Raw genomic sequence first — 22208 nt, forward strand, 5'->3', positions numbered from 1 at the left:
GCTATAGCAAATAAAAAAACCATCGATCAATTGATCGATGGTTTTTTGTTTTAGTCGTTTGAATTTGAACGAATGACAAATCCACGTTTTTTATCGTTAGTACGATTTGTATTTTTGTTGTTGCTATTGCTACGTGATTTGTTTCCACTGTAGTTTTTGTTTTTGCTGTTGTCGCTGTTGCGGTCGCGATCTTTGCGGTAATTGTCTTTTCCACGTCCGCCACGGTTGTTTCCACCACCGTTACGTTTGTTTCCATTTCCACCGCGGTTTCCACCACGATTGAAGCCGCCTTTTTTATTTGAAGGCAATGGACGTTCTGGTGTGATTTTAACTGGAACTGAATCAGCTGGGTCTTTAGCAACTGTCTTCAACAACAAGGCTGCTAATTCTTCAGCAGAATAAGTAGCTGTTAATTCTTGTGCAGATTCGCTATATTTTTCTAAGCTTGAAGAATTTTCTTCCATTTGGCTTTGGATTTGCTCCATCGCTGCGCCTAGTTGACCTTTGAATGCTTCTTTTTCGGTTGGTGGATGTAATGGATTCATACGTTTCTTAGTTAAGTTCTCAATCACATGTAAGTAACCCATTTCGTTTGGTGTCACGAAAGTTACAGACATACCACCTTTACCAGCACGACCTGTACGACCGATACGGTGAACATAGCTTTCTGGATCTTGCGGAATATCATAGTTGTAGACATGGGTCACACCTGAGATATCTAAACCACGGGCAGCAACGTCAGTCGCAACTAAAATATCAAGATGTCCAGATTTAAATGAACGTAATACACTCATCCGTTTTTGTTGTGATAAATCACCATGAATTCCTTCAGCTTTATAGCCGCGAGCTTCTAAGCCACGAGCTAATTCATCTACCCGACGTTTTGTACGTCCGAATACGATGGCTAAATCTGGTGTTTGTACGTCAAACAAGCGAGTCATAATATCGAATTTTTCAAAATCTTTTGCCCGAACATAATATTGATCGATCAAATCAGCGGTCATTTCTTTCGCTTTGATTTTTACGTGTTCTGGGTTATTCATAAATTTAACACCAATTTTTTTGATTGCATCTGGCATCGTTGCTGAGAACAACAATGTTTGGCGTTCTGCAGGGACTTTACTAATGATTTTTTCGATATCTTCTAAGAAGCCCATGTTCAACATTTCATCTGCTTCATCTAAAACAAGTGTTTCAACTGTTTCTAATTTCAATGTGTGGCGGTTGATATGATCTAACATACGTCCTGGTGTACCGACAACGATATGTGGACGATCTTTCAAGCCACGGATTTGACGTCCGATATCAGCACCACCATAAACGGCTTGAACACGGACTTTTTTATCTCGACCTAAACGGTATAATTCTTCTTGAGTTTGGATTGCAAGTTCACGTGTTGGTGAAATAACCAAACCTTGTAAAGTATTTTTAGTCGTATCAATTTTGTCTAGCATTGGTAGACCAAAGGCTGCTGTTTTACCAGTACCTGTTTGTGCTTGTCCAATTACATCTCTTCCAGCTAATGCTAAAGGAATAGTTTGTCCTTGGATGGGTGTTGCTTCTTCAAAACCTGCGCGTTCAACCGCGATCAATAGTTCTGGTGATAATTTTAATTCGTTGAATTTCAAATGATATCCTCCTAATGTCTGTTAACCTTATCATTTAGAGCGTATGGTTAGTTATCTGCGTGCAGGCTGCAACTGTCCCTTTAGTTGCCACCTTTGGCGATAGGTACCGAAAAACCGCTCCGCGAAGTCAGGCGGAAGGATCATCTCTCACAAAAAGTGGCTGCGACATCGTTCATTTGAAAAATGCCCCAACCGCTCCTTAGAAATAATTGGTAAGCCAGTAGACTTATCCACTAGCGAATCTTTAATTTATTGGATGACTCGTTCAATCATTACTTCATTTCTCGGCAATAGCTCATTCTAGCATATCATTTTGTTTTCTGCAAGTTTTCACTACTTTTGTAAAGCTTCAACTAAGGTAAATAAGCCCATTCCATTGCTACCTTTCAACACAATACTATCTTCAGCTTGCAGACTTTCCTGGACCGCTTCAATCAATTGTGCTTTTTCAGTTTTAGCAAAATAATGAATCTTAAGATTTTGATAACGATCTGCTAACGCAATTTTTAAGGCCTTCATTTCTTCACCATATAAGAAAATTTCTTGAAAGTCTTGTTCATTGATATGGTTGACCATATTTGCATGCAAGGCAGCTGAGTCTTCCCCTAGTTCCAACATATCTGCTAAAACAGCAATCCGACGACCTTCAGTAGGAAGTTTGGCAAACGTATCTAATACTAATGCCATCGCTGTCGGATTTGCATTATAAACATCGCTTAAGATATCCGCGCCATTTTTAGCTTTCAGCCATTGCGTACGATTTTGAGTCACTTGAACATAGGCTAGTCCTTGGAAAATCTCTTCATTAGTCAAACCATACCAGCGACCGATCGCTAAAGCAATCAAGGCATTTTGAACATTGTAGCTGCCTGGTAACGGGATTTGATATCCACTATCATCGACTGAAAAAACAGTTGCGCCTTTGTTTTCATTTAAGATCGTAGCAGAAATATCACCTTGTTGGATGCCGAAGGTTTCAATCGTTTGTGATAGCGAATGAATACGATCTTCTAAAAGGGGTTCATCTGCAGGAACGATCAACAAGCCATCAGGTGCTAAGCCGGTAGTGATTTCCATTTTAGCATCTGCAATTTTTTCTCTTGAGCCTAAGTTTTCAATATGTGCTTCACCAATGATGGTAATGGCAGCCACAGCTGGTTCTGCTAACTCAGACAATACACTGATCTCATTTTCATGATCCATACCCATTTCAAGAATCAACTTTTCAGTTCCTTCTGGCATATGTAAAATCGTGTAAGGCAAGCCGATATCATTATTATAGTTTCCTTGAGTTTTATACGTCCGATATTTTCGACTGAGAACAGATTCAGTCATATCTTTTGTCGTCGTCTTCCCATTAGATCCAGTAATAGCGATCACATCTGGATTTTCTTCTAATAAATAATAACTTGCTAATGCTTGAAAAGCGGCAAGTGTATCATTTACCAAAATAACTGCAATCCCTTCTGGTGCAGTTGCGGGATCATTACTCCATAATGTTGCAGTCGCCCCGTTTTCAATTGCTTTTGACACGAAATCATGACCATCATTTTTCCCTTTTAACGGAATAAATAGATCGCCGTTTGAAATTTTGCGCGTATCGAATTCGACACCAGTAACGGTCACCTCATTTTCCGTCAATACTTCACCTTGAACGGCTTTGCTGATGATTGTCGTTGTAAAATTCATGGTGTTCCTCCCATATTAATTGTCTCTAGCTACAAGAATAGAATGTTTTTACTAAAAATATTCTATTAGGAAAAAAGGAGTGCGACATACTTTTGTCACACTCACATTTTAAGTTCTTACTGTGATATAACGTGGCTTAATTATTCAAATGCAAAGCAGCTTTCATTTCGTGACGTTTCAATCCTAATTGAATCAATTCCTCAATCAAATCACTGTACTTCAATCCCATATTTTCCCATAATAGCGGGTACATACTGAACTCAGTAAAACCGGGCATGGTATTTAGTTCATTCAAGAATAATTCATTTTTATTCGTCAAGAAGAAATCACAGCGACTAAGACCGGATCCGCCTAACATCGTATAAGCCAATTTAGCATAGTCACGAGCTTTTTCCATAACATCTTCTGGTATATCCGCTGGAATCGCCATTTGAATTTTATTATCGATATATTTTGCATTGTAATCATAAAAAGCTACTTCTTTTACCACTTCACCTGGTAATGTTGTACGCACATCATCGTTTCCTAAAACAGCTACCTCAATTTCACGAGCATCAATTCCTTGTTCGACCAAGGCACGAGAATCATAGAGATACGCTTCTTGTAAAGCATTTTGTAATTCTTCGCGATTTTCAGCTCGAGAGATCCCAACACTTGAACCCATATTGGCTGGTTTGATGAACATTGGATACAACAACATGCCTTCGCATTTATCAAAGACTTGTTTTGGATTTTCTTTCCATTGATTCTTTAAGACAGGCACGTAAGGTACTTGTGGAATGCCACCTGCTTGTAAAATATACTTTGTCATGATTTTATCCATTGCACATGCACTAGTCATTACACCAGTACCTACATACGGCATATCCAATGTTTCTAAGAACCCTTGGATCGTTCCATCTTCACCGTTTGGTCCGTGCAAAACAGGAAAGACAATCGCATTGTCTTCTTTGATTTCACCAGCTCCGATTACTCGACCGCTAAATCCTTCTACGACATTACCTGTTGGATCCCATGTTAAGCGCAACACTTCATCTGTTTCTGGTGCTTCCGTTAGCAACGGGCCTTTGACCCATTGACCGGTTTTATCAATATAAACAAGTTGGACTTGATAATAATCAAAATAAACCGCAGAAATTACTGAAAAAGCCGATAGAATCGCTACATCATGCTCTGGACTCTTCCCACCATAAAGTAAAATAATTTTCAACTGAATGTCCTCCATTACTTTCTGATCTTTCATATTTTAGCATAAAAACTGGAATCTCCAAAAAAAAGTTTTACAAGTATTACGAAGCGTATCATTTATGTTACAACAAATCGCTTGAAATCAAGTCTTCTAGGGATTTCTTAAAATGAACACGATCTTCATTTGTAAAAGGTTTTGGTCCTTTTGTTCGTTGCTTCGCTTGCCGCATTTTACTACCGATAAATCGTTGGGTCAATAAAGAATCAATGTTCATCGTGGTATATTCCATACCTGATTGATGCACGACATGTGCTGCTTTCACTAATGTCAAAGAAGCTAAACCATAATCTTGTGTGATCAATATGTCTGTTGGTTGGATCACAGAAACAATTTTAAAATCAGCAGAATCCGCGCCTCGATCAACATAGATAAAATCTACGAACTCCGGATACTCTTTTCTCGAATAATGATCGATACTGGTTACAATCAGTACTGGCAATGAAAATTTCTTTGCTACTTCGATCGTTGTATCTTTCACTGGTGAACCATCACCATCAATAATCAAACGCATCTTTACCTAGCCTTTCTACAATATAGACTCCTACTAACAATAAGACGATCGTTGCAAATTTAACGAGATCCATCGTTCCAAAAATTGCTTGCGTATGTAAATTTTTTGGTAAAAACAGATCTCGAATCGGCAAATCTTTTTCCCATAATGTTGCGCCTAATAAAAACATTAAAATAAACTGATGGGTGATACTGCCTTTATTTGAGGTTGAATATTTGGCAGTGATTCGTTGCTGTTCAGGAATACTATCGGTTTGATAGTACAAACGGTTCAACCAAGAACTAGTACTTTTCTGAAAAAAGGTTAAAACAAAAATAGCTATCGGAAAAATAACTCGAATACTTAACAACAATAGACCAACCGTCAAACCAAACAACTGAAAAACTAGTGGATTTTTAGCTTTTTTTCTTAATTTGCTTGCAAATAATAAGGAGCTAATCGTTGCTAAAACATACGGTAAAAACAAGTATAATTCTTGGGCAGAACTTCCTTTATAAACTGCAATATAAAACGCACCGAAAAGAAAAATGAAGTTTCCGATCATTCCATTTAAAAATGTCAGCGCATTTTGCCAAAGCGGTAATTTCCAACGATCTTTAACCTGATGAATCACCACGATCGCTAAAATAAAAATACTAGCAAACAAAATGATTGAACCATCCAATAATTTTTCATTGAACAGTAAACGGCCACTACGCAATAAAAATAAAGCACTGAAAAACAAAATGAACCAAACCAATTCCGGAATTGAAAAAACATGTTTAGGCAATTCTTTAAAATCCATTTCATAATGTGGGTAATGCTTCACAGTATGATAAGCACATATATAATACAACGTAATTATACTCGGCACGATGACCATTTGAACAGGTAAGCTTGCAGTCAGCCCTAAACCTAACGGTGCTAAAACTACCAAGGCATAAAGATAGCCTTTACCAGTCATCGAGTGAAATCCCTGAGTCTGCTCGTAAAAATTGACACTGGTATTGGCGGCTGGCAGCCAGGCAGCACTCAATCCTAATAATATGCTACCAAACAAATAACTCGAAAAATAAATCGTTCCGAGTAATGTCAAAAATGCGCCAAAACCTCCGATTAAAAGCGCCACCATTAACAGCGTATACTGATCGATGGAACGATGCAACCCACGAATCAAAAAAATACCGGTTACACGAAAGGTATAAAATAAAACAAACGGCATTGCCGTCATAGCAATACTCGAATGAATCAAATGAATAAATAGCAAATACGGGACAATCACTAGGGTATTCGCTAAAACAAATGGCGTAGTTTGAGTAAAGCGCCGAAAAAAATTCTTGATGGCTTCCATTAAAACGATCCTTTCGTCAATAAGAGATTAAAGTTATCGCTTGGCGAAACTCTTCTATTAAATGTTCTTTTTTATAGTCAGCAAAAGCGGCTTGGTTTTTATTCAGGATGCCTCGCATTTTAGTTGGAATGAATACCTCTGCCAATTGATTTTCTAAAATGAAGTCGCGAGTGATCCCCCATTCGTAATAATAACCTACTGGGCGGCAACTATAAATCGTCTGGTTAATGACTTGATCAGCAAAGCGTCGATGCGTATGCCCAAAAACCACTTGCTGGATATTATTATAACGATCCAATAATTCACCTAACGCTTTGGAACCTAAAAAAGCATTTAATTTATTCCAAATTTGATATTTCCCGCTTAAATGAACAATAAATTCTGCTTTAGGAACAAAATGAGTCGCTAAAATCACTTGATAATTTTTTTGCGCTAAATCATCTAGTATCAATTTTAATTGCTTTAGAATCGCTTGATCAACTGTTTGATCGTCAGAAAAACGTTCGATGATCCGATCAAACCAATAAATGTTCTTAGTCGAGCGAATTTTTTTAGAATCAGTCAATTCAGAAAAGCCATAATCATACCAACCATTAAATCCTAGTAGAACAGTCTTCTCTGTCAATGGTAAATAACGTAAGTTAAGAAAATGACTATCGGGATAATGTTCGATCATCTGCTCACCTCGAATATTACCCATCTCATGATTACCTAGATTAAAGGTTGTTGGCATGCCTTTGTGCCGAAAAAAATGATTCACAGCCAAAGTATGCGCCATTTTATTTGCTGTATCACCCGCAAAGTGCAATCGCGTCACCTTTTTCTCTTGTAACAAATCAAACAATAATGTGAATTCTTCATCGTCAAAGTGATTGATATCTGCATGTAGATCCGTAATGATCGCTAGTGTCCCCATTTCGACACCCCTTTCTCCTTTGTTCACTTTACACAAAACGAGCTAATATTGCGAATCAAATGCAAGGAAAATACTTGTGGTTTTTTAGCTTGTGCTATACTTAACTAAAAGGAATATTTTGAGGAGGATGCTTATGGTTACGTATCAAAATTTACAAACCGATCTATTGCAAGCGCTTGATCAGCATGTTGATATTTTGAAAGAAGTCGAAGATATCGAAACAGCAGAATTACCCGGTTTTTTATTTATGATGCGCAGTTTAGGATTTATGTTGGACCGAGCAGCATTGGTCTTAGCTAGTAAAGATGATGACGAAATGTACTACATGATGTTTGAATACTACCTATTGTTGAATGAGTTAAAACTAAATCTAGCCATGAATTTTTCTTATGCTACACTGCAAGGTGCACCCTTGATCGATACTGTTGATCGCTTTCCTAATACGTATGAAAAAGAGATGAAACATTGGTGGGAAGCACGGACTGGCTTAATTGTTGAAGAAACGAAACAAACGATTCAACTCGAAGAAATCTAATTCTCTAGAAAAAGAGGTTGTGCCAAAATTTTTTCAAACTTTTGGCACAACCTCTTTTAGTGTGTTAATTCTGGATATAAGAAACGAAGAACATCCATCGTTAAACGGCGGCTCTTTCCAGCATATGGATAGATATGCATATGCATTGCTGGATTGAAGTTAGCTTCAATGATGCCATAATCTTCATGATTTTCATGCGGTTTGTCCTTATCAGGAATAATCAAATCAATTCCGCTAATGTTAGCTCCCAGTGCCGCAACTGCATCGATAGCAATTTTTTTATAACTTTCATCTACTTCATCGGTAATATCGATTGAATCGCCACCTGTAGAAACATTCGAATTTTCACGTAAGAAAACTTGGCGACCTTGTTCAGGAACACTATTGATTTGAAGACCTTGCTCTTTCAGCATCAATTGTTCTAGCGCTCCTAGTTGGATCACTTCCAATGGTGAACGATGATGGGTTCCTCGCAATGGATCTGCATTTTTTTCAGCTACCAATTGACTGATTGTTCGCTCGCCATCTCCAACAACATTGGCTGGGATACGCAGCAATACAGCTTTGACCTGACCATCGATCACAAAAAATCGATATTCAGTCCCAGGCATAAATTCTTCGATGATCACTGCATCATCTTCTGCAAATGCAATTGCTAATCCAGCATTGAAATCTTCGATCGATGTTTCATTTTTAAAGATCGTGATTCCTAGACCATAATTGGTTGATTTTGGTTTTATCACAAAAGCTTTCTTAGCAAACCGTAAATAAGCTTTTTTCGCTTCTTCAATCGATCCAAAGGTCTCTCCAGCCGGTACTCGGAAACCAGCGCGAGCTAAAATGGTTTTGGTTACTGTTTTGTTAGCCATGAGTAACGGTGCGATATAGGTATCTTTACTGGTCATGTTGGCATTTTTTACTAATTCTTGATGATTTTCATGTTGTAATTTTACAAATTGATCGTGACGGTCCAATACTTCCGCTTCGATGCCGGTTTGGATCGCATCGAATAAAAGGTTCTGCGTTGATAATTCCATCTCTTGGAAGCCTGCCAATTGGTAGGGATGCGCCCAAGCCTGTTCGTAGAATTTGCGACCCCATTCAGTAGCCACTGCGGCTTGGCCTTCGTTTTCATCTAAAACAAAAATCCGAGCCGCTAAAGTTTCTTCTGGATGATCCAACCAGTTTTGATACGTACGTACTAAGTCGGATCCTTCCAAATCTAATTCTTTGATCATCTGCAACATTTCAGTAAAAATTTGTTGTCCTTCGTCATAAAACGCCGTTGTTTTCGTTGGATGTTCTAAGGAAACTGCATCGCTGATATGATTTCCTTTTGCTACCCAATCATCTGCTGGTAACTTTTCATCTGTCCATAAGAGATAAAGCATGAATAAATGGATGAATTTGATTTCATCCGCATCAATTCCAACTCGATCAAAAGGATTTAAATCGATATTTCTTAATTCAACATACCGGATGCCTGTATGGAAAAGATCGGCAACTTTTTTCCCACCACGCATACGAATCGGTGCATAAAATTCTTTTTCTTCTGACAAACGTCCAAGAGCTACATTTTCAGCCAAATCTTGGCTGTAACGAGTCAACGATTCGTAAGAAACTTGAACATCTGGTTTATTGACATACCCATATTGACTTGTTCGAATACTACGAACAGGTTCATTCGGACGATCTTCGCTATCAAAATAGCGTGCTTCGCTTAATGGGCTCGCACCAAATAAATACGTGATCAACCAACGATAACGTAAAAAGTTGCGTGCGATTTTCATATATAAATGCGTCTTAAAATCTTCTAAAGACGTTTCTTGTGTTTGAGCTAAGAATAGTTGTTCGACGAGGTCCAAACCATATTCAAAGTTAAAATGGATCCCACTGACCATTTGTTTTCTTTTGCCATATTCGCGTGCCAAATAACGACGATATAAGACATCGGCGTGGTGTTCTAATTTTGCGATTTGGATGTCTTCTTCTTTTTCTGGCAGCGCCGGCGGCATCGAAAAGGGCCACATCATTTCATCTTTTGGTAAGCTACGCTGAGCTACATCATGGATTGCTTCTAAATAAGCCAGTACTTCCTCCACTGATTCAGTCACCGGTGTGATCAACTCTAATTGGGTTTCCGAAAAATCCGTTTGGATATACGGGTGAAAGTTACGATTGCCAACCGTTGAAGGGTGGTTCGATTTCGCCAATTCACCATCTAAAGTGACACGTTGGCTTTCTTTTTCAATCCCGTATCGCGCTTGCAGCAAGAACGGTCTGACGCTCTCTTGCTCCATCATATTTTTTATGTTCATTTGTTTGTATCCTCCTTCCCAGCTACATTATATAGAAGATTATGGATAAACAGAACGGAAATGCTTAAAAAAAGCTTGTTCACAGTACAAAAATAAATAAGGATAACAACTATGATTTTATTTGAACAAAAAAATAGTACTTTCTATAAAATACTCAACCATAGAAAGTACCGACTTGTTTTAACTATAAAAATTTGTGTTTAGCGCTGAGAGCTACTGAAGCAAATCATTGGTGAACTCTTCGCTATCTTCAATGCTCGTAGATAAACGTAATAGATTAGGTTACGCCCTACGATTCTTACAATTATTGTGAGATATCCACCTGGGTTTGCATGGTTGGATAAGTAATCAACGTTTCAACCTTGCCTAAATTTTCAGCAAAAGCAATCAATTTTAGTTGGGCTAAAAATTCTTTGATCTTAGTAGCAATTAGACTGAGAAAAGAAATGCTCGTTCGAAAGAAAAACTTGAGATCTAAAAAAATCCCTAGCCTTATTCTCTCGAAAAATCTAAATTCACTTGTTCAATTTATTGAAAACTGATTATTATCTAATTTTTCTAAAGCTGATTTTATATTCTCTATTTCACGTTCATCAAAAGGATATTCAATATTAAGGTCATAATCATCTCCAAATTTAGGATAATTAGATAATAATAAATCATATTTTTGATAACTACTATCATCAATAAAGATAATATTATATTTATACGAAAAATAATTCATAATATATTTTTGAATATAATTTACATATATATCAGAAAAATTTGTATCTATTTTTATTTTAACAGATTTTTTAAAATTTGAATTTAGACCTAATGAAAAAATCAACATGATGTATCGATCAATTAAATATCTTTCTTTGCTGAAAAAATTAAACTGTAATTCTATTTTCATTTTATCAATGATATTTTTTACAACCACAACATATGTAAAATATTCTGAATATACATCCTCAAAATTATAAAAATTATGATCTTTGTAGTATTGAGGGTAAATAGCTGCCGACAAATGACTTCGAAATATAAATTCGTAACTATCTTCTAAACTAATCTGAGGAATTTCTGAAACATCATTTTGAAATATTTTGAAAAAAGTATCTGTTGCTTTAAGTATATCTGTTTCTATTTTCCGATGGTATTCAAACAGATATTTTTTTATACTTTCTGATCGATAAAGTATGTCATTTGTCAATAAAATCAAAATAAAAAAATAAGTTTCATTACTATCAAAAATTTTATGTCGATACAAAACTTGTTCTATGATGTCATAAAGATTTGGCACATTTGAAAGATACTTATGTCTTGGTACATACTTCTTAAACTGACTAGCTATTTTTATAGGATATTTCTTCCTATACCTAATAATCAAAATAGATAATCTCGTACTTAAATCATTTATTTTAGCGAGATTTGTCATATTCAAACGTAAATTATCAATGATGTATTCTATATCCAATCTTATAGAATCTTCATTGAGTAAAAAAAAGCATTCGGGCCAGATATCACCATAAAAAATTATTTTACAAGCTTCATAAATACATTCTCTAATGCTTATCTCTTCACCAATTATATTAAACTTTTTTTTATCAATATTTAAATTTAAACCACTAAGCAATGATTGGATGTCATCAAAAGCATGATTAATAAAATATTGGCTGACATTCTTTTTGATCATATATTCATGATTGCTTTCATAGCGGTTAAACAGTAAATCGATAAATAGTATAATTGTCTCATTTCTTTTAAAAATATGACTTATCAAAAAATTTATATTTGCTTGTTTAGAAATAATTATTTTTACTCCTCTGTGTTTTTTAAACAACAATGAAAAATCTTCGGAGTTACTTTTGTTGTAATCAAGAATGATTAGTGAAAGATTATTTATATATCTTTGAATACTTCGATCAGAGAGTCCTACCTCTTGACTAATTTCTAGTAAGGAATACCATCTATTTTCTTTGGAAATTATTCTTAAAATACGGATCAATACTTGATCTCGTGAATCTAATAAATTAAATATTTTCTTTTCCAAACAAACCACTCCTTCAATAAACAACATTAAGTATATAATCACCAATCATTATATACTTAATATCAAAAAAATGATTTAAATTAAAGTCTCTATAACTTAAATATGATATTTTTGTTATAAAAATCAATTTTACTATAAATTATGGACTATTAAATTTGTCGAATTATTTTTTTAAATCATAATAAATCAGCATTCTCTAGTAATTCTTCAATAAAGGTACCTTTGATTTTTTTCAACCCTTTACGTTCAATCAAGCCTTCCAATAATGGGACTTTCACCTCTTTGATCCCTTTTTGATCATTTAAATAATAGGAAGCATTCAACAGCATTCGAATATCGTAAGAAGAAGCAAAAACTTCTGGCACTCCACGATCGATTTCCAATAATGTGTAGACAGCTTCCATGGCTGTACGGACAGAATATTCCGTAGTAAACACAGTATCTCGTTCTGTTTCTGCAAAGTTACCCATAAAGGCTAGATTACTATATCCTTCTGGAATCACTGCTGGACGATCCCCTTTCGCACGTGGCATAAAGTAAGAAGTAATATAAGGCATGTAACATGGAATCGTATTACATGATTCTTTAGCTAAATCATCAATCAAATGTTCTGGCACACCCATTTGATACAACCATTCAGCCGCGATCTCATTTCCGGTACATTCAGTAATCGGTTTTTTTGATATAATTGCCTTTCGTATCTGAAAGCAGGGCATAGACCCAAACAACTAATTGATCCTTTGGTTGTTTTTTGAAATGTGGCTGACGATTAAGAGTATAGCTCATTTTCCAATTAGAGTCTGTCGCGTGAACGATCCCACCAGTGACCACTTTTCCAGCATAGGGATCTCTATGACTAATTTTTTCGATATAAGGGGCAATTTTTTCATCTAAGGTTGTTACCGTTGCTGAAACAAACCAGCTTGAATCTGGAAGATTCTCGCAGAATTTTTCTGGCTTACCAAAGCTGGCATCTTGTTCTGCCATACTCTTCCATAAATTCCAACTACCGCCCAATTCTTTCGAGACTGGAGCCGGTGTTTCACTATTCCCATATGTCGAGCTTTCAGTGATTGAGCCATTTGTAACAAAAACTAAATCATTCTCAGCTAACTGAACGATCGTTTCCTGTTTTTCGACCGTTAAGATTAACTTATCTGCTAATTTTTTCCCCTGTTTAGTAGCTACAATCACATTTTCAACTTTTGTATCATATTGGAAATGAACTCCATTGTCTTTTAAATAAGCTAATAGTGGCAATACCAATGATTCATACTGATTATACTTAGTAAATTTAAGCGAAGAAAAATCAGCTAATGCATCAATATGGTGAATAAAACGCATCAAGTAACGTCTCATCTCCATCGCTGAATGCCATTTTTCAAAAGCAAACATCGTGCACCAATACGTCCAAAAATTTGAGTCAAAGAATTCATCTGTAAAAACATCTGTAATTTTCTTATCATCCAATTGGTCTTCTTTCGTCAAACATAAGGCTAAAATTTCTTTGATGGCCTTCTCACTCAACGTTAATTGACCATCTGTTGGCACTTGGTTACCTTGGTTATGGATCAAACGACATTTTGAAGAATTGGGATCTTTTTTATTCAACCAATAAAATTCATCTAAAACAGAAGCATCCTCAACTTCTAGTGAGGGAATCGAGCGGAAAAGGTCCCACAGACATTCAAAATGACTTTCCATTTCACGTCCACCACGAATTACAAAGCCATATTCTTCTTTGTATCGACCATCTAAGGAACCACCCGCAAGTGGCAATTCTTCTAAAATATGAATCTTACTGCCGTCCATACGACCATCTCTAATTAAAAATGCTGCGGCTGAAAGTGAGGCCAATCCCGAGCCGATTAAATAAACGGCTGAAATATCTTCTGTTTTTGTCGGTTTTGCCGCCCGTGCAAAGGCTTCATAATTTCCGTTACTTCTATACATTGCATTCACTCCATTTCTTCGTTTTAGTCTTGGGTATGTTTCAAATGTTTTTTCGCTGTTTCTACATCTTCTTTTACTGTTTCATAGTCAAAACGTTCGATTCTACCATCTAATTTTTCTGCAATCATCGTATTCAATAATGTTTCATCTGATTCATCAGCATATAGTAATAAGCCTAATTCATCATTGTCTAATTGATTGGCGATCGAATCAAAAATAGTATGTGTCCGTTTGTTCTTAATGTAATTGGCACTCAATCCGACGGCATCCCCAATCACCCAGCCACATAAAACTCCTAGCGGCCCACCTAGAATCCCTACGATGATTCCTATAAATCCACCTTTTGCCACCCGTGAATTGCTTTCATAATCGACACTGTCTTTCACGACAAATTTTGATTTGTCTGCATGTTTTTGTAAAATCATGGCTTGTTTCAAATCAAATGTATTACTCTTTGAAATTTTTTGGAGTTGTGAAAATCCTTCGTAGGTCTTTGCTGCTTCATCGAAAGTTACTAAAATAATTTTTTTCATTGTCGTTTCCTCTTCTCTTCTTTATGCTTTAACTTTAGCAAAATTGCTACGATAAAAATTTCAAAGTTTGTCTGATAATCCGCCGATTTTGATTTGTGTTTTTTTAGGGTCACTAAAAAACTATCCTTGAAAATACCTCTTACTAGGAATTTCCAAGGATAGTCGTGTCTAATTTTACTTACCCAATTTATCTTTTAATTGGCCTAGCTCTGCTAGTAATTGATCAGCCGTTTGTTGCGTATCCTCATCTAAGGTTCCTTGTTTTGCTGAGTTCAATCCACCTAACACTTCTTGTCCAACCATATCTAATAATGTAGAACTTACTTCCGTTTTGTCTGACAAGTCAGCTGCTACTTCTTTTGGAGATACTTTTTTGGCACTCAAGATCGCCATATCTTCGACCTTTTTGACAACAAAAATCTTAGGGGTTGTTCTTGCTAACAATTCTTTTGTTAATTCGACTTTAGAGATTCGGGTATTATTATAATCCGTATAGTAATATGTCTGGCTTTCATTACACATCATTCCAGTATATTGAGAGTAATCTTCTTGGTCACCGCTAGTAACTACGATTCCTTTCGGGATTTGCACGGTTGACAGGATCTTCGTTGCATTCGTTACAGCTTCTATTTCATTTTTGGCTGGATCGATATGCTCTTTGAAAAAGGTTGCTCGAACAAAACGTTCTGGCGGTGTATAACCACCTGGTAACCCCATCGTTCCAGTTCCTTGTGAAAAAGCATTTGCTGTATAATTACCAAATTGTTGCGGTTCGTATTGTTTTGGTCGAACATTCAAATAATTACTCAAATTTTCGATATGCCATTCTAATAATGGGGTATTCGTCATGACACCAACAGGATTTTCTTTTAAGTGTAAGACTTTTTGTGTTGGTTCGATTACCATGCAATTACCTGAAGTATCTGTAATGATCCAATGCAGCGGTGTGACCGTATCAATTAGTGGGGCTGCAACATCCATTAGATTTACTTTGGACAATTTCTTTTTCAAATCTGCGATTGATTTGAACTCACCTAATGCCCAAGTAATAAATTCATGGGGTGCTAAATTGATTTTATTTTCATCGGCTTGTTTTTGATAGACGGCTTTTTGTGGCAAGTACAATTCCGCTATCGCCAATCCATGTTCATTTACTCCATCTGCCACAAAATAAGAAGTCCCTAGTGAACGACCCGCTCCTAAAAATCCATAGTTTGATTCATGCTCGGCATGATCCGCCGATGACTTCCAAGAATACGTTCTTGGTAAATAAACGACATCAAAATCTAGTGGGAAAGAATAATCCATTGTTCTCGCTAATACATGTTTCCGATCGGTTGTTGCTGTAAAAATACTTGTACACATGTTCTACACATCCTCTTTCTTTTCTTATAATTTTTATTTGACCAGCGTTTCATTGCTCAAGGCGTTGATCCATTTTATGTTCTATTACTAAAAATACTAAAGCTAAAAATCTAACGATGTATCTGATAAACTAACTCTTGTATTTCCTGCGGGTGATTGCCTCATTCACCTCTTCCTCATTGGTACATTTGTATAGTAGCATGAGAATTTGAGCTGTTTTGTTTGTATCTTGTCTTAAAAAACGTCAAAAATATTTTTTTGTTTTTTCAGAATACAAAAAAAAGCGATGTACTCGCTGTAAAATACAGCAAACACATCGCTAAGAACTTTCTTAGTTCACTCTTTATTCTTCTTTTAACAGACCTTTGAATAAACCGACTGCAAAATCATTTGAATTGAAAGCCTCTAAATCATTGATACCTTCACCTAAACCAACCAGTTTTACTGGTAAGTGTAATTCATTTCGAATCGCTAAAACGATCCCACCTTTAGCTGTACCATCTAATTTAGTTAAGACTAATCCAGTCACATCAGTGGTTTCTTTAAATTGACGAGCTTGAACTAACGCATTTTGACCGGTAGTTGCATCCACAACTAACAAGACTTCATGCGGTGCGCTTGGAAACTCACGTTGAATCACACGTTTGATTTTTTCTAATTCGTTCATCAAGTTCACTTTGTTTTGTAAACGTCCCGCTGTATCGATCAATAAGATATCGTAATTACCATTTTTTGCCTTATCAACAGCATCAAAGACGACCGCTGCAGGATCGCCACCAGCATTTCCTCGTACTACTTCCACGCCAGAACGTTCGCCCCAAACGACCAATTGATCGATTGCACCCGCTCGGAAAGTATCCGCTGCGGCTAATAAAACTTTTTTGCCTTCATTTTTGTATTGGTTCGCTAATTTACCGATACTGGTAGTTTTTCCGGTTCCGTTGACACCAACAAATAAAATGACGCTCAAACCATCAGGTTGTAAATTGATTTCATTGTTCTCATCCACACCTTCAGCTTCATAAATGTCGACTAATTTTTCAATGATGACATTTTGGACTTGTGCAGGTTTCTTAGCATTTTTCAATTTAACTTCTTGACGCAACGAGTCGGTCAATTGGATCGCTGTATCAAAGCCAACATCGGCACCGATCAATGTTTCTTCCAATTCTTCAAAGAACTCCTCATCCACACGACGGAAACGTGCGAACAATTCATTCATTCGATCGCCAAAGGATTTACGGGTCTTCTCTAAACCCTTGTCATACTTTTCTTGTACTGACTCTTCTTCCACAACTGGAGCTGCTTCGATCGGATTTACCACTGGTGCTTCTGAATCTGTTTCGATCGATTGGGCATCTTCGGATGTCTCATTGAACGTTTCATCAATCGTTACCGGAACTTCGGGTGTTTTTAAGTCGGTCGGTTCTTCTTCAGAGATCGGTTCTTTTTCAGCTGGTTCAATTGTTTCTACGACTTCATTTTTTTCTTCGATTTTATCCGCTGTAGGACGGGTTTCAGCTTCCGATTCAGCTGTTGGCACAGCTTCGTCAACAGAACTTTCAGGTGAATCAACCGATTCTTCTGATGTACTTTCGACGTCAGGTTCTGATGGTGTATCTGTCTCTTCTACCACATCGGTTTTCTTTTCAGGTTCTTCTGCTTGTTCGCCAGTAAAAGCTTTTTTTATGCGGTCAAATAATCCCATCTAATTGCCTCCTTTGGCTTCATTAAAAACAAATTTTTGAATCGCGTGAGCAACGCCGTCGGCTTGATTCGTACGTGTAACAAAATTAGCAGCTGATTTTACACCATCCGTTGCATTTTCCATTGCCACACCCATACCAGCGTATGAAATCATTGAAAGATCATTGGCTTCATCACCTAATGCCATCATCTCATTTGGTAAAATTCCTAGATGTTCACCCAAGACAGATAACCCAAATGCTTTTGTCACACCTTTAGGCATAAATTCTAGTAGATTGGCACGAGTTTTAAAGATTTCAAAGCGTTCATAATCTTCTGCAGGAATCTTTGCGATTTGTTGATCCAAATAATCCACATCGGTTGCAGAGACAACTTTATTATACAAAGTTGATGCTCCTAGCTCAGCAGCATCCTTCGCTACGTAAGTCAGTGCTTTATTCAATGTTGGATAGATTGACGGATGTTCAGGTGCGGTAGCGATTTGATAGCACAAGGCATCTGAAAGTACATCCATCGGTAAAGCGATTTTTGCTAATAATTGATGCAAGTGTTGGACATCGTCTAAAGACATCGCTGTTTTACCTAAAATTTCTCCGGTATTTGTTTGGATCAAACCACCGTTAAAAGTGATAGAGTAATCGTTAGCATCCAGTAAGTTCAGCTCGGTCAAATAATTCTTGATCGCGATCAATGGACGCCCTGTACAGATAACGATTTTGACGCCACGTTCTTTGGCTTCGGCTAAGATTTTTTTATTGGTATCAGATATTGTTTTAGCATCGGTTAGCAATGTACCATCTAAATCAATTGCGACTAATTTGATCATTTATAAAGGTTCCCCTTCCTTGACTTTGAATTTTCCATCTTCTTTTACTTCTTCAAGACGAACAGAAATAATTTTTGATACACCCGATTCTTGCATGGTCACACCATACAAAACATCAGCTGCTTCCATCGTCCCTTTACGGTGAGTCACTACGATAAACTGTGTATCGTTTTGGAACGAGCTTAAGTAACGACCAAAGCGTGTGACATTAGCTTCATCTAATGCAGCTTCTACTTCATCTAATACACAAAACGGTACTGGTCGAACTTGGATAATTGAGAACAACAAAGCAATAGCAGTCAATGCTCGTTCCCCACCTGAAAGCAAGGATAAGTTTTGCAATTTCTTACCAGGTGGTTGCGCTTCGATCTCGATACCTGTATTTAATAAATCTTCTGGATTCGTCAATACAAGTTCTGCACGTCCACCACCAAACATATTAGGGAAAACAACATTGAATTGTTCCCGAATCGCTTTGAAGGTTGTATGGAAACGGGTCTTCACTTCATCATCCATTTCATCCATCGTTTCGAACAATTGCTCTTTTGCTGAAACCAAATCGTCTCTTTGAGCAGTTAGAAAATCATAGCGTTCTTCAACCTGTTGGTATTGCTCAATGGCATTTAGATTGACTGGACCTAACTTTTCGATGGCTTGTTTCAAGCGAGCCACCTCTCGTTCTGCTTCCGCTAAATCGATTGCAGGATCTGCTTGTGATTCTGCCCCTTCAAAAGTGACATTGTATTCTTCTTGTAAGTAAGCTAACGCCGTATCTAGTTTCAATTCATAGCGATTTTTTTGCACGTCGGCTTGTGACTGCCGTGACAACAATTGTTTTTGCTCCCGATTGGCCTCGGTCAATGCCAGATCCGATTGATCAACTTCTTGCTGTAACGCCTGTCGTTTTTCTTTCCAGACAACTAGCTGCCCTTGTAAATGTTCTCGAGCAGTCGCTAATTCTGCTACTCGCTGCGTCAAGCTTTCTTCGGTTTCCTCATGATCGGATGAGTCACTGGAAAGTGCCAGCAATTGGTTTTCCAAACTTGTGATTTGACCATTGATTTCTTCAATTTGTTCATTGAATGTCAGAACTTGACGTTCTAAATACATCAAACGTTCTTCAAGCACGGCATCGTCGGCTTGCAAACGACTTAATGTCGCTGCGATTTCTGAACGTTTAGCTTCCAGCTGATCACTTTCTTCATTCAATTGATGAATCTCTTGATTGATTTGATCCTGCTGTGTTTTCAACTCAACTTGTTGAAATTCTAAGGCTTCTTTTTGAACTTGATAGTCCGTTAAAAAACTTTTCAGCTCTTTTGCTTCATAAGAAAATAAGGATTGCTCTTTTTGTAAACGAGCGTGTTCTGTCTGAATCCGTTCCTCACTACTTTTGGCTTCTTGATAAGCTAAACGTGTTTGCTCGCCTTGTGTTCGCAAGTGTTCGATTGCTTCATTTTGTTCGGTAGTTCGAGTTTGAAGTTCGCGTACCAGTTTTTCTTTGATTTGCAACGCTTGGTTGATTTCTTCGTAACGTTTGGTCCATTCAGCCAATTCATGGCTTTGATTGAATAGATTGCCTCGATTACCTTGTTTAGTAGCACCACCCGTCATTGAACCACCGGCATTCATGACATCGCCGTCTAAAGATACAACACGAACTTGGTAACGCAATTGACGCGCTAATTGGTTCGCACTATTCAAATCTTTAGCAATAACGATTGCCCCCAATAAGTTTTGCATTATCGGTGCGATCATGTCTGGGAATTGGACCAACTCACTGGCGACCCCAACAAAGCCTTCTATCTCTTTGATTGCTTGGTATTGATGGGCCGCTAAACTACGCGGCTTGATCGTTGTCAACGGTAGGAAAGTTCCCCGACCACTACGTTGTTGTTTTAAAAAAGTAATCCCTTGGCGAGCATCTTTTTCATTTTCCACAATAATATGTTGGGCCGAAGCACCTAAAGCCGTTTCGATTGCTAAAGTATATTCTGTCGGTACTTCCAACAATTCTGCCACAGCACCAATGATCCCATTCAGCTGATCTTTATGCTGTAAGACACTACGAACCCCTTGATAAAATCCACTATAATTTTCTTGAATTTCTTGCAAACTCTTCTGGCGAGCTCGGGCTTGCTGTACTTGGCTCATCAAGTCATACATCGACTGTTGCTCTTTTTGCAACTGCTGCTGTGTCTTATTTTTGTCTTCTACTGCTTGACGATACTGCGTTTGTTCCGTCGTTAATTGAGCTTCCAATGTTTGCGTTTTGATCTCAGCATCGGCTTTTTGAGTCAACAAGGCATCTAATTGTGTTTGCAAGGTTTCAAAGCGCGTCACACTTTGTTGATTTTTCGCTGTTTCCTGCGTGTATTGGCGCTCCAAATATTTTAATTCATTACTGACATTGGCTGACTCTTGCATCAACTCAACATAAGTACCACGTAAATCTTCCAATAATTCTTTAGGTGATTTTTTGTATTTCTCTGCCTCAAGTGTTAATTGTTGGATTCGCTCGTTCAATGCGACTTTTTCCGCTTGTTTTTCTACTTGTTGTGCTTGGATCAATTGTAGATTTTTTTCTAATTCTAGCCGTTTCTTTTGTTGTTCGGTTAAATTTTCTCGGTATTCAGCACTCGTTTTTTGGGTATTTTTAGAACGCTCGCTCAGTAGTTCTATGCGGCCTTCTGCTTGTTTCAGCGCTTCTGACAAATGTAATAGTTGTTGTTGTCCCGTTTCTAATTGTTCATCCAAGGCCCCACGCTGTGCGCGTAAGCGGCCTAACTGATTTTCTGTTTGTTGGATAAAACGACTTTTTTCTTCGATCGTTTTAGACAATGACTCAAAATCAGATTTTGAAGTGTCCCATTTCGTGCGCGTTTGCTTGACCTTTGCGACCGTCAAACTAATGTCCGTAGTCGTCAATTCTGCTTTAAGTTTCAAAAACTCCTTTGCCGCTTCACTCTGAGCCGCCAAAGGAGTCAGCTGATCTTCTAATTCATAAATAATATCTTGCACACGACTCAAATTGTCTTCTGTTTCGAACAATTTTTGTTCTGCTTTACGTTTTCGTTGCTTATATTTGAGCACACCCGCTGCTTCTTCAAAAATTCCACGACGATCTTCTGGTTTACTCGCAAAAATGGCTTCAACTTTCCCTTGCGAAATAATCGAAAATGATTCTTTGCCAAGTCCAGAATCCATAAAAAGGTCCTGGATATCTTTTAATCGACACGCTTTTTTATTGATAAAGAAATCACTCTCACCCGTCCGACGGTAGCGACGAGTGACACTAATTTCACTAAATGCTAATGGTAAGTAGTGGTCGGTATTGTCTAAAACGACAGTTACCTCTGCTAGATTCAACTGTTTACGAGAATCAGAACCAGCAAAGATAATGTCTGGCATCTTCCCACCGCGCAAACTTTTAGCCGATTGCTCACCTAAAACCCAGCGAATCGCTTCAGTAATATTACTTTTACCACTACCATTTGGTCCGATAACCGCTGTAACACCTTTTTCAAATTCGATTTTTGTTCGATCCGCAAAAGATTTAAAACCAGCGATCTCAATTCGTTTTAAATACAAAATGTTCCTCCTAAAATTCCACTAG

General features: G+C 37.4%; 14 protein-coding genes and 1 pseudogene. 1 reads left to right on the forward strand and 14 read right to left on the reverse strand.

The genetic code is table 11. The annotated features are described in order from the left end of the window. Nucleotides 1–50 precede the first annotated feature (50 nt). The 6 genes from cshA to RV04_RS07460 all read right to left on the reverse strand — a co-directional run bounded on the left by cshA (nt 51) and on the right by RV04_RS07460 (nt 7323). Nucleotides 51–1628: a degradosome RNA helicase CshA gene (gene cshA / locus RV04_RS07435; protein ID WP_071857843.1), complete on the reverse strand. Its 1578-nt coding sequence runs from the start codon at nt 1626–1628 to the stop codon at nt 51–53. 333 nt (nt 1629–1961) lie between these two features. After that, nucleotides 1962–3317 carry a UDP-N-acetylmuramoyl-tripeptide--D-alanyl-D-alanine ligase gene (locus tag RV04_RS07440; protein WP_071857844.1) on the reverse strand — a complete coding sequence of 452 codons (1356 nt, stop codon included), beginning with the start codon at nt 3315–3317 and terminating at the stop codon, nt 1962–1964. A gap of 136 nt (nt 3318–3453) precedes the next feature. After that, nucleotides 3454–4527 (reverse strand): D-alanine--D-alanine ligase, encoded by a 1074-nt coding sequence (locus RV04_RS07445; RefSeq protein WP_071857845.1) that lies wholly within the window; start codon nt 4525–4527, stop codon nt 3454–3456. 100 nt (nt 4528–4627) lie between these two features. Beyond that, complete coding sequence (locus RV04_RS07450; protein ID WP_071857846.1) at nt 4628–5077, reverse strand: YaiI/YqxD family protein; 450 nt, start codon at nt 5075–5077, stop codon at nt 4628–4630. Further along, nucleotides 5061–6407, reverse strand: coding sequence for a hypothetical protein (locus RV04_RS07455; protein WP_071857847.1), 1347 nt, complete (start codon nt 6405–6407; stop codon nt 5061–5063). The genes RV04_RS07450 and RV04_RS07455 overlap by 17 nt, the downstream gene beginning before the upstream one ends. 16 nt (nt 6408–6423) lie before the next feature. Further along, complete coding sequence (locus RV04_RS07460) at nt 6424–7323, reverse strand: metallophosphoesterase (RefSeq protein ID WP_071857848.1); 900 nt, start codon at nt 7321–7323, stop codon at nt 6424–6426. Between the two features lie 133 nt (nt 7324–7456). On the opposite strand from RV04_RS07460, the gene RV04_RS07465 reads away from it, so the two are divergent. Then, nucleotides 7457–7858, forward strand: a complete 402-nt coding sequence (locus tag RV04_RS07465) for a hypothetical protein (RefSeq protein ID WP_084405568.1) — start codon at nt 7457–7459, stop codon at nt 7856–7858. A 56-nt stretch (nt 7859–7914) separates the two neighbouring features. Here the strand turns inward: RV04_RS07465 and gshAB are convergent, their stop codons facing one another. The 8 genes and pseudogenes from gshAB to smc form a co-directional block, all read right to left on the reverse strand. Then, nucleotides 7915–10176, reverse strand: a complete 2262-nt coding sequence (gshAB, locus tag RV04_RS07470; RefSeq protein ID WP_071857850.1) for a bifunctional glutamate--cysteine ligase GshA/glutathione synthetase GshB — start codon at nt 10174–10176, stop codon at nt 7915–7917. A 523-nt stretch (nt 10177–10699) separates the two neighbouring features. Beyond that, nucleotides 10700–12208, reverse strand: coding sequence for a helix-turn-helix domain-containing protein (locus tag RV04_RS07475; protein ID WP_071857851.1), 1509 nt, complete (start codon nt 12206–12208; stop codon nt 10700–10702). A gap of 176 nt (nt 12209–12384) precedes the next feature. Continuing rightward, nucleotides 12385–14161: pseudogene (locus tag RV04_RS07480) on the reverse strand (oleate hydratase). Between the two features lie 23 nt (nt 14162–14184). After that, nucleotides 14185–14694 carry a hypothetical protein gene (locus RV04_RS07485; RefSeq protein WP_071857852.1) on the reverse strand — a complete coding sequence of 170 codons (510 nt, stop codon included), beginning with the start codon at nt 14692–14694 and terminating at the stop codon, nt 14185–14187. Between the two features lie 174 nt (nt 14695–14868). Further along, nucleotides 14869–16059, reverse strand: a complete 1191-nt coding sequence (locus RV04_RS07490; protein WP_071857853.1) for a choloylglycine hydrolase family protein — start codon at nt 16057–16059, stop codon at nt 14869–14871. A gap of 343 nt (nt 16060–16402) precedes the next feature. Then, entirely contained in the window at nt 16403–17767 is a 1365-nt protein-coding gene (gene ftsY / locus RV04_RS07495) for a signal recognition particle-docking protein FtsY (RefSeq protein WP_071857854.1), read from the reverse strand. Continuing rightward, entirely contained in the window at nt 17768–18592 is an 825-nt protein-coding gene (locus tag RV04_RS07500; protein ID WP_071857855.1) for a Cof-type HAD-IIB family hydrolase, read from the reverse strand. Next, nucleotides 18593–22183 carry a chromosome segregation protein SMC gene (gene smc / locus RV04_RS07505; RefSeq protein WP_071857856.1) on the reverse strand — a complete coding sequence of 1197 codons (3591 nt, stop codon included), beginning with the start codon at nt 22181–22183 and terminating at the stop codon, nt 18593–18595. Nucleotides 22184–22208 lie beyond the last annotated feature (25 nt).

Origin of the sequence: Enterococcus hermanniensis (genome assembly GCF_001885945.1) — a bacterium.
In the GTDB taxonomy this organism is placed as follows: domain Bacteria; phylum Bacillota; class Bacilli; order Lactobacillales; family Enterococcaceae; genus Enterococcus_A; species Enterococcus_A hermanniensis.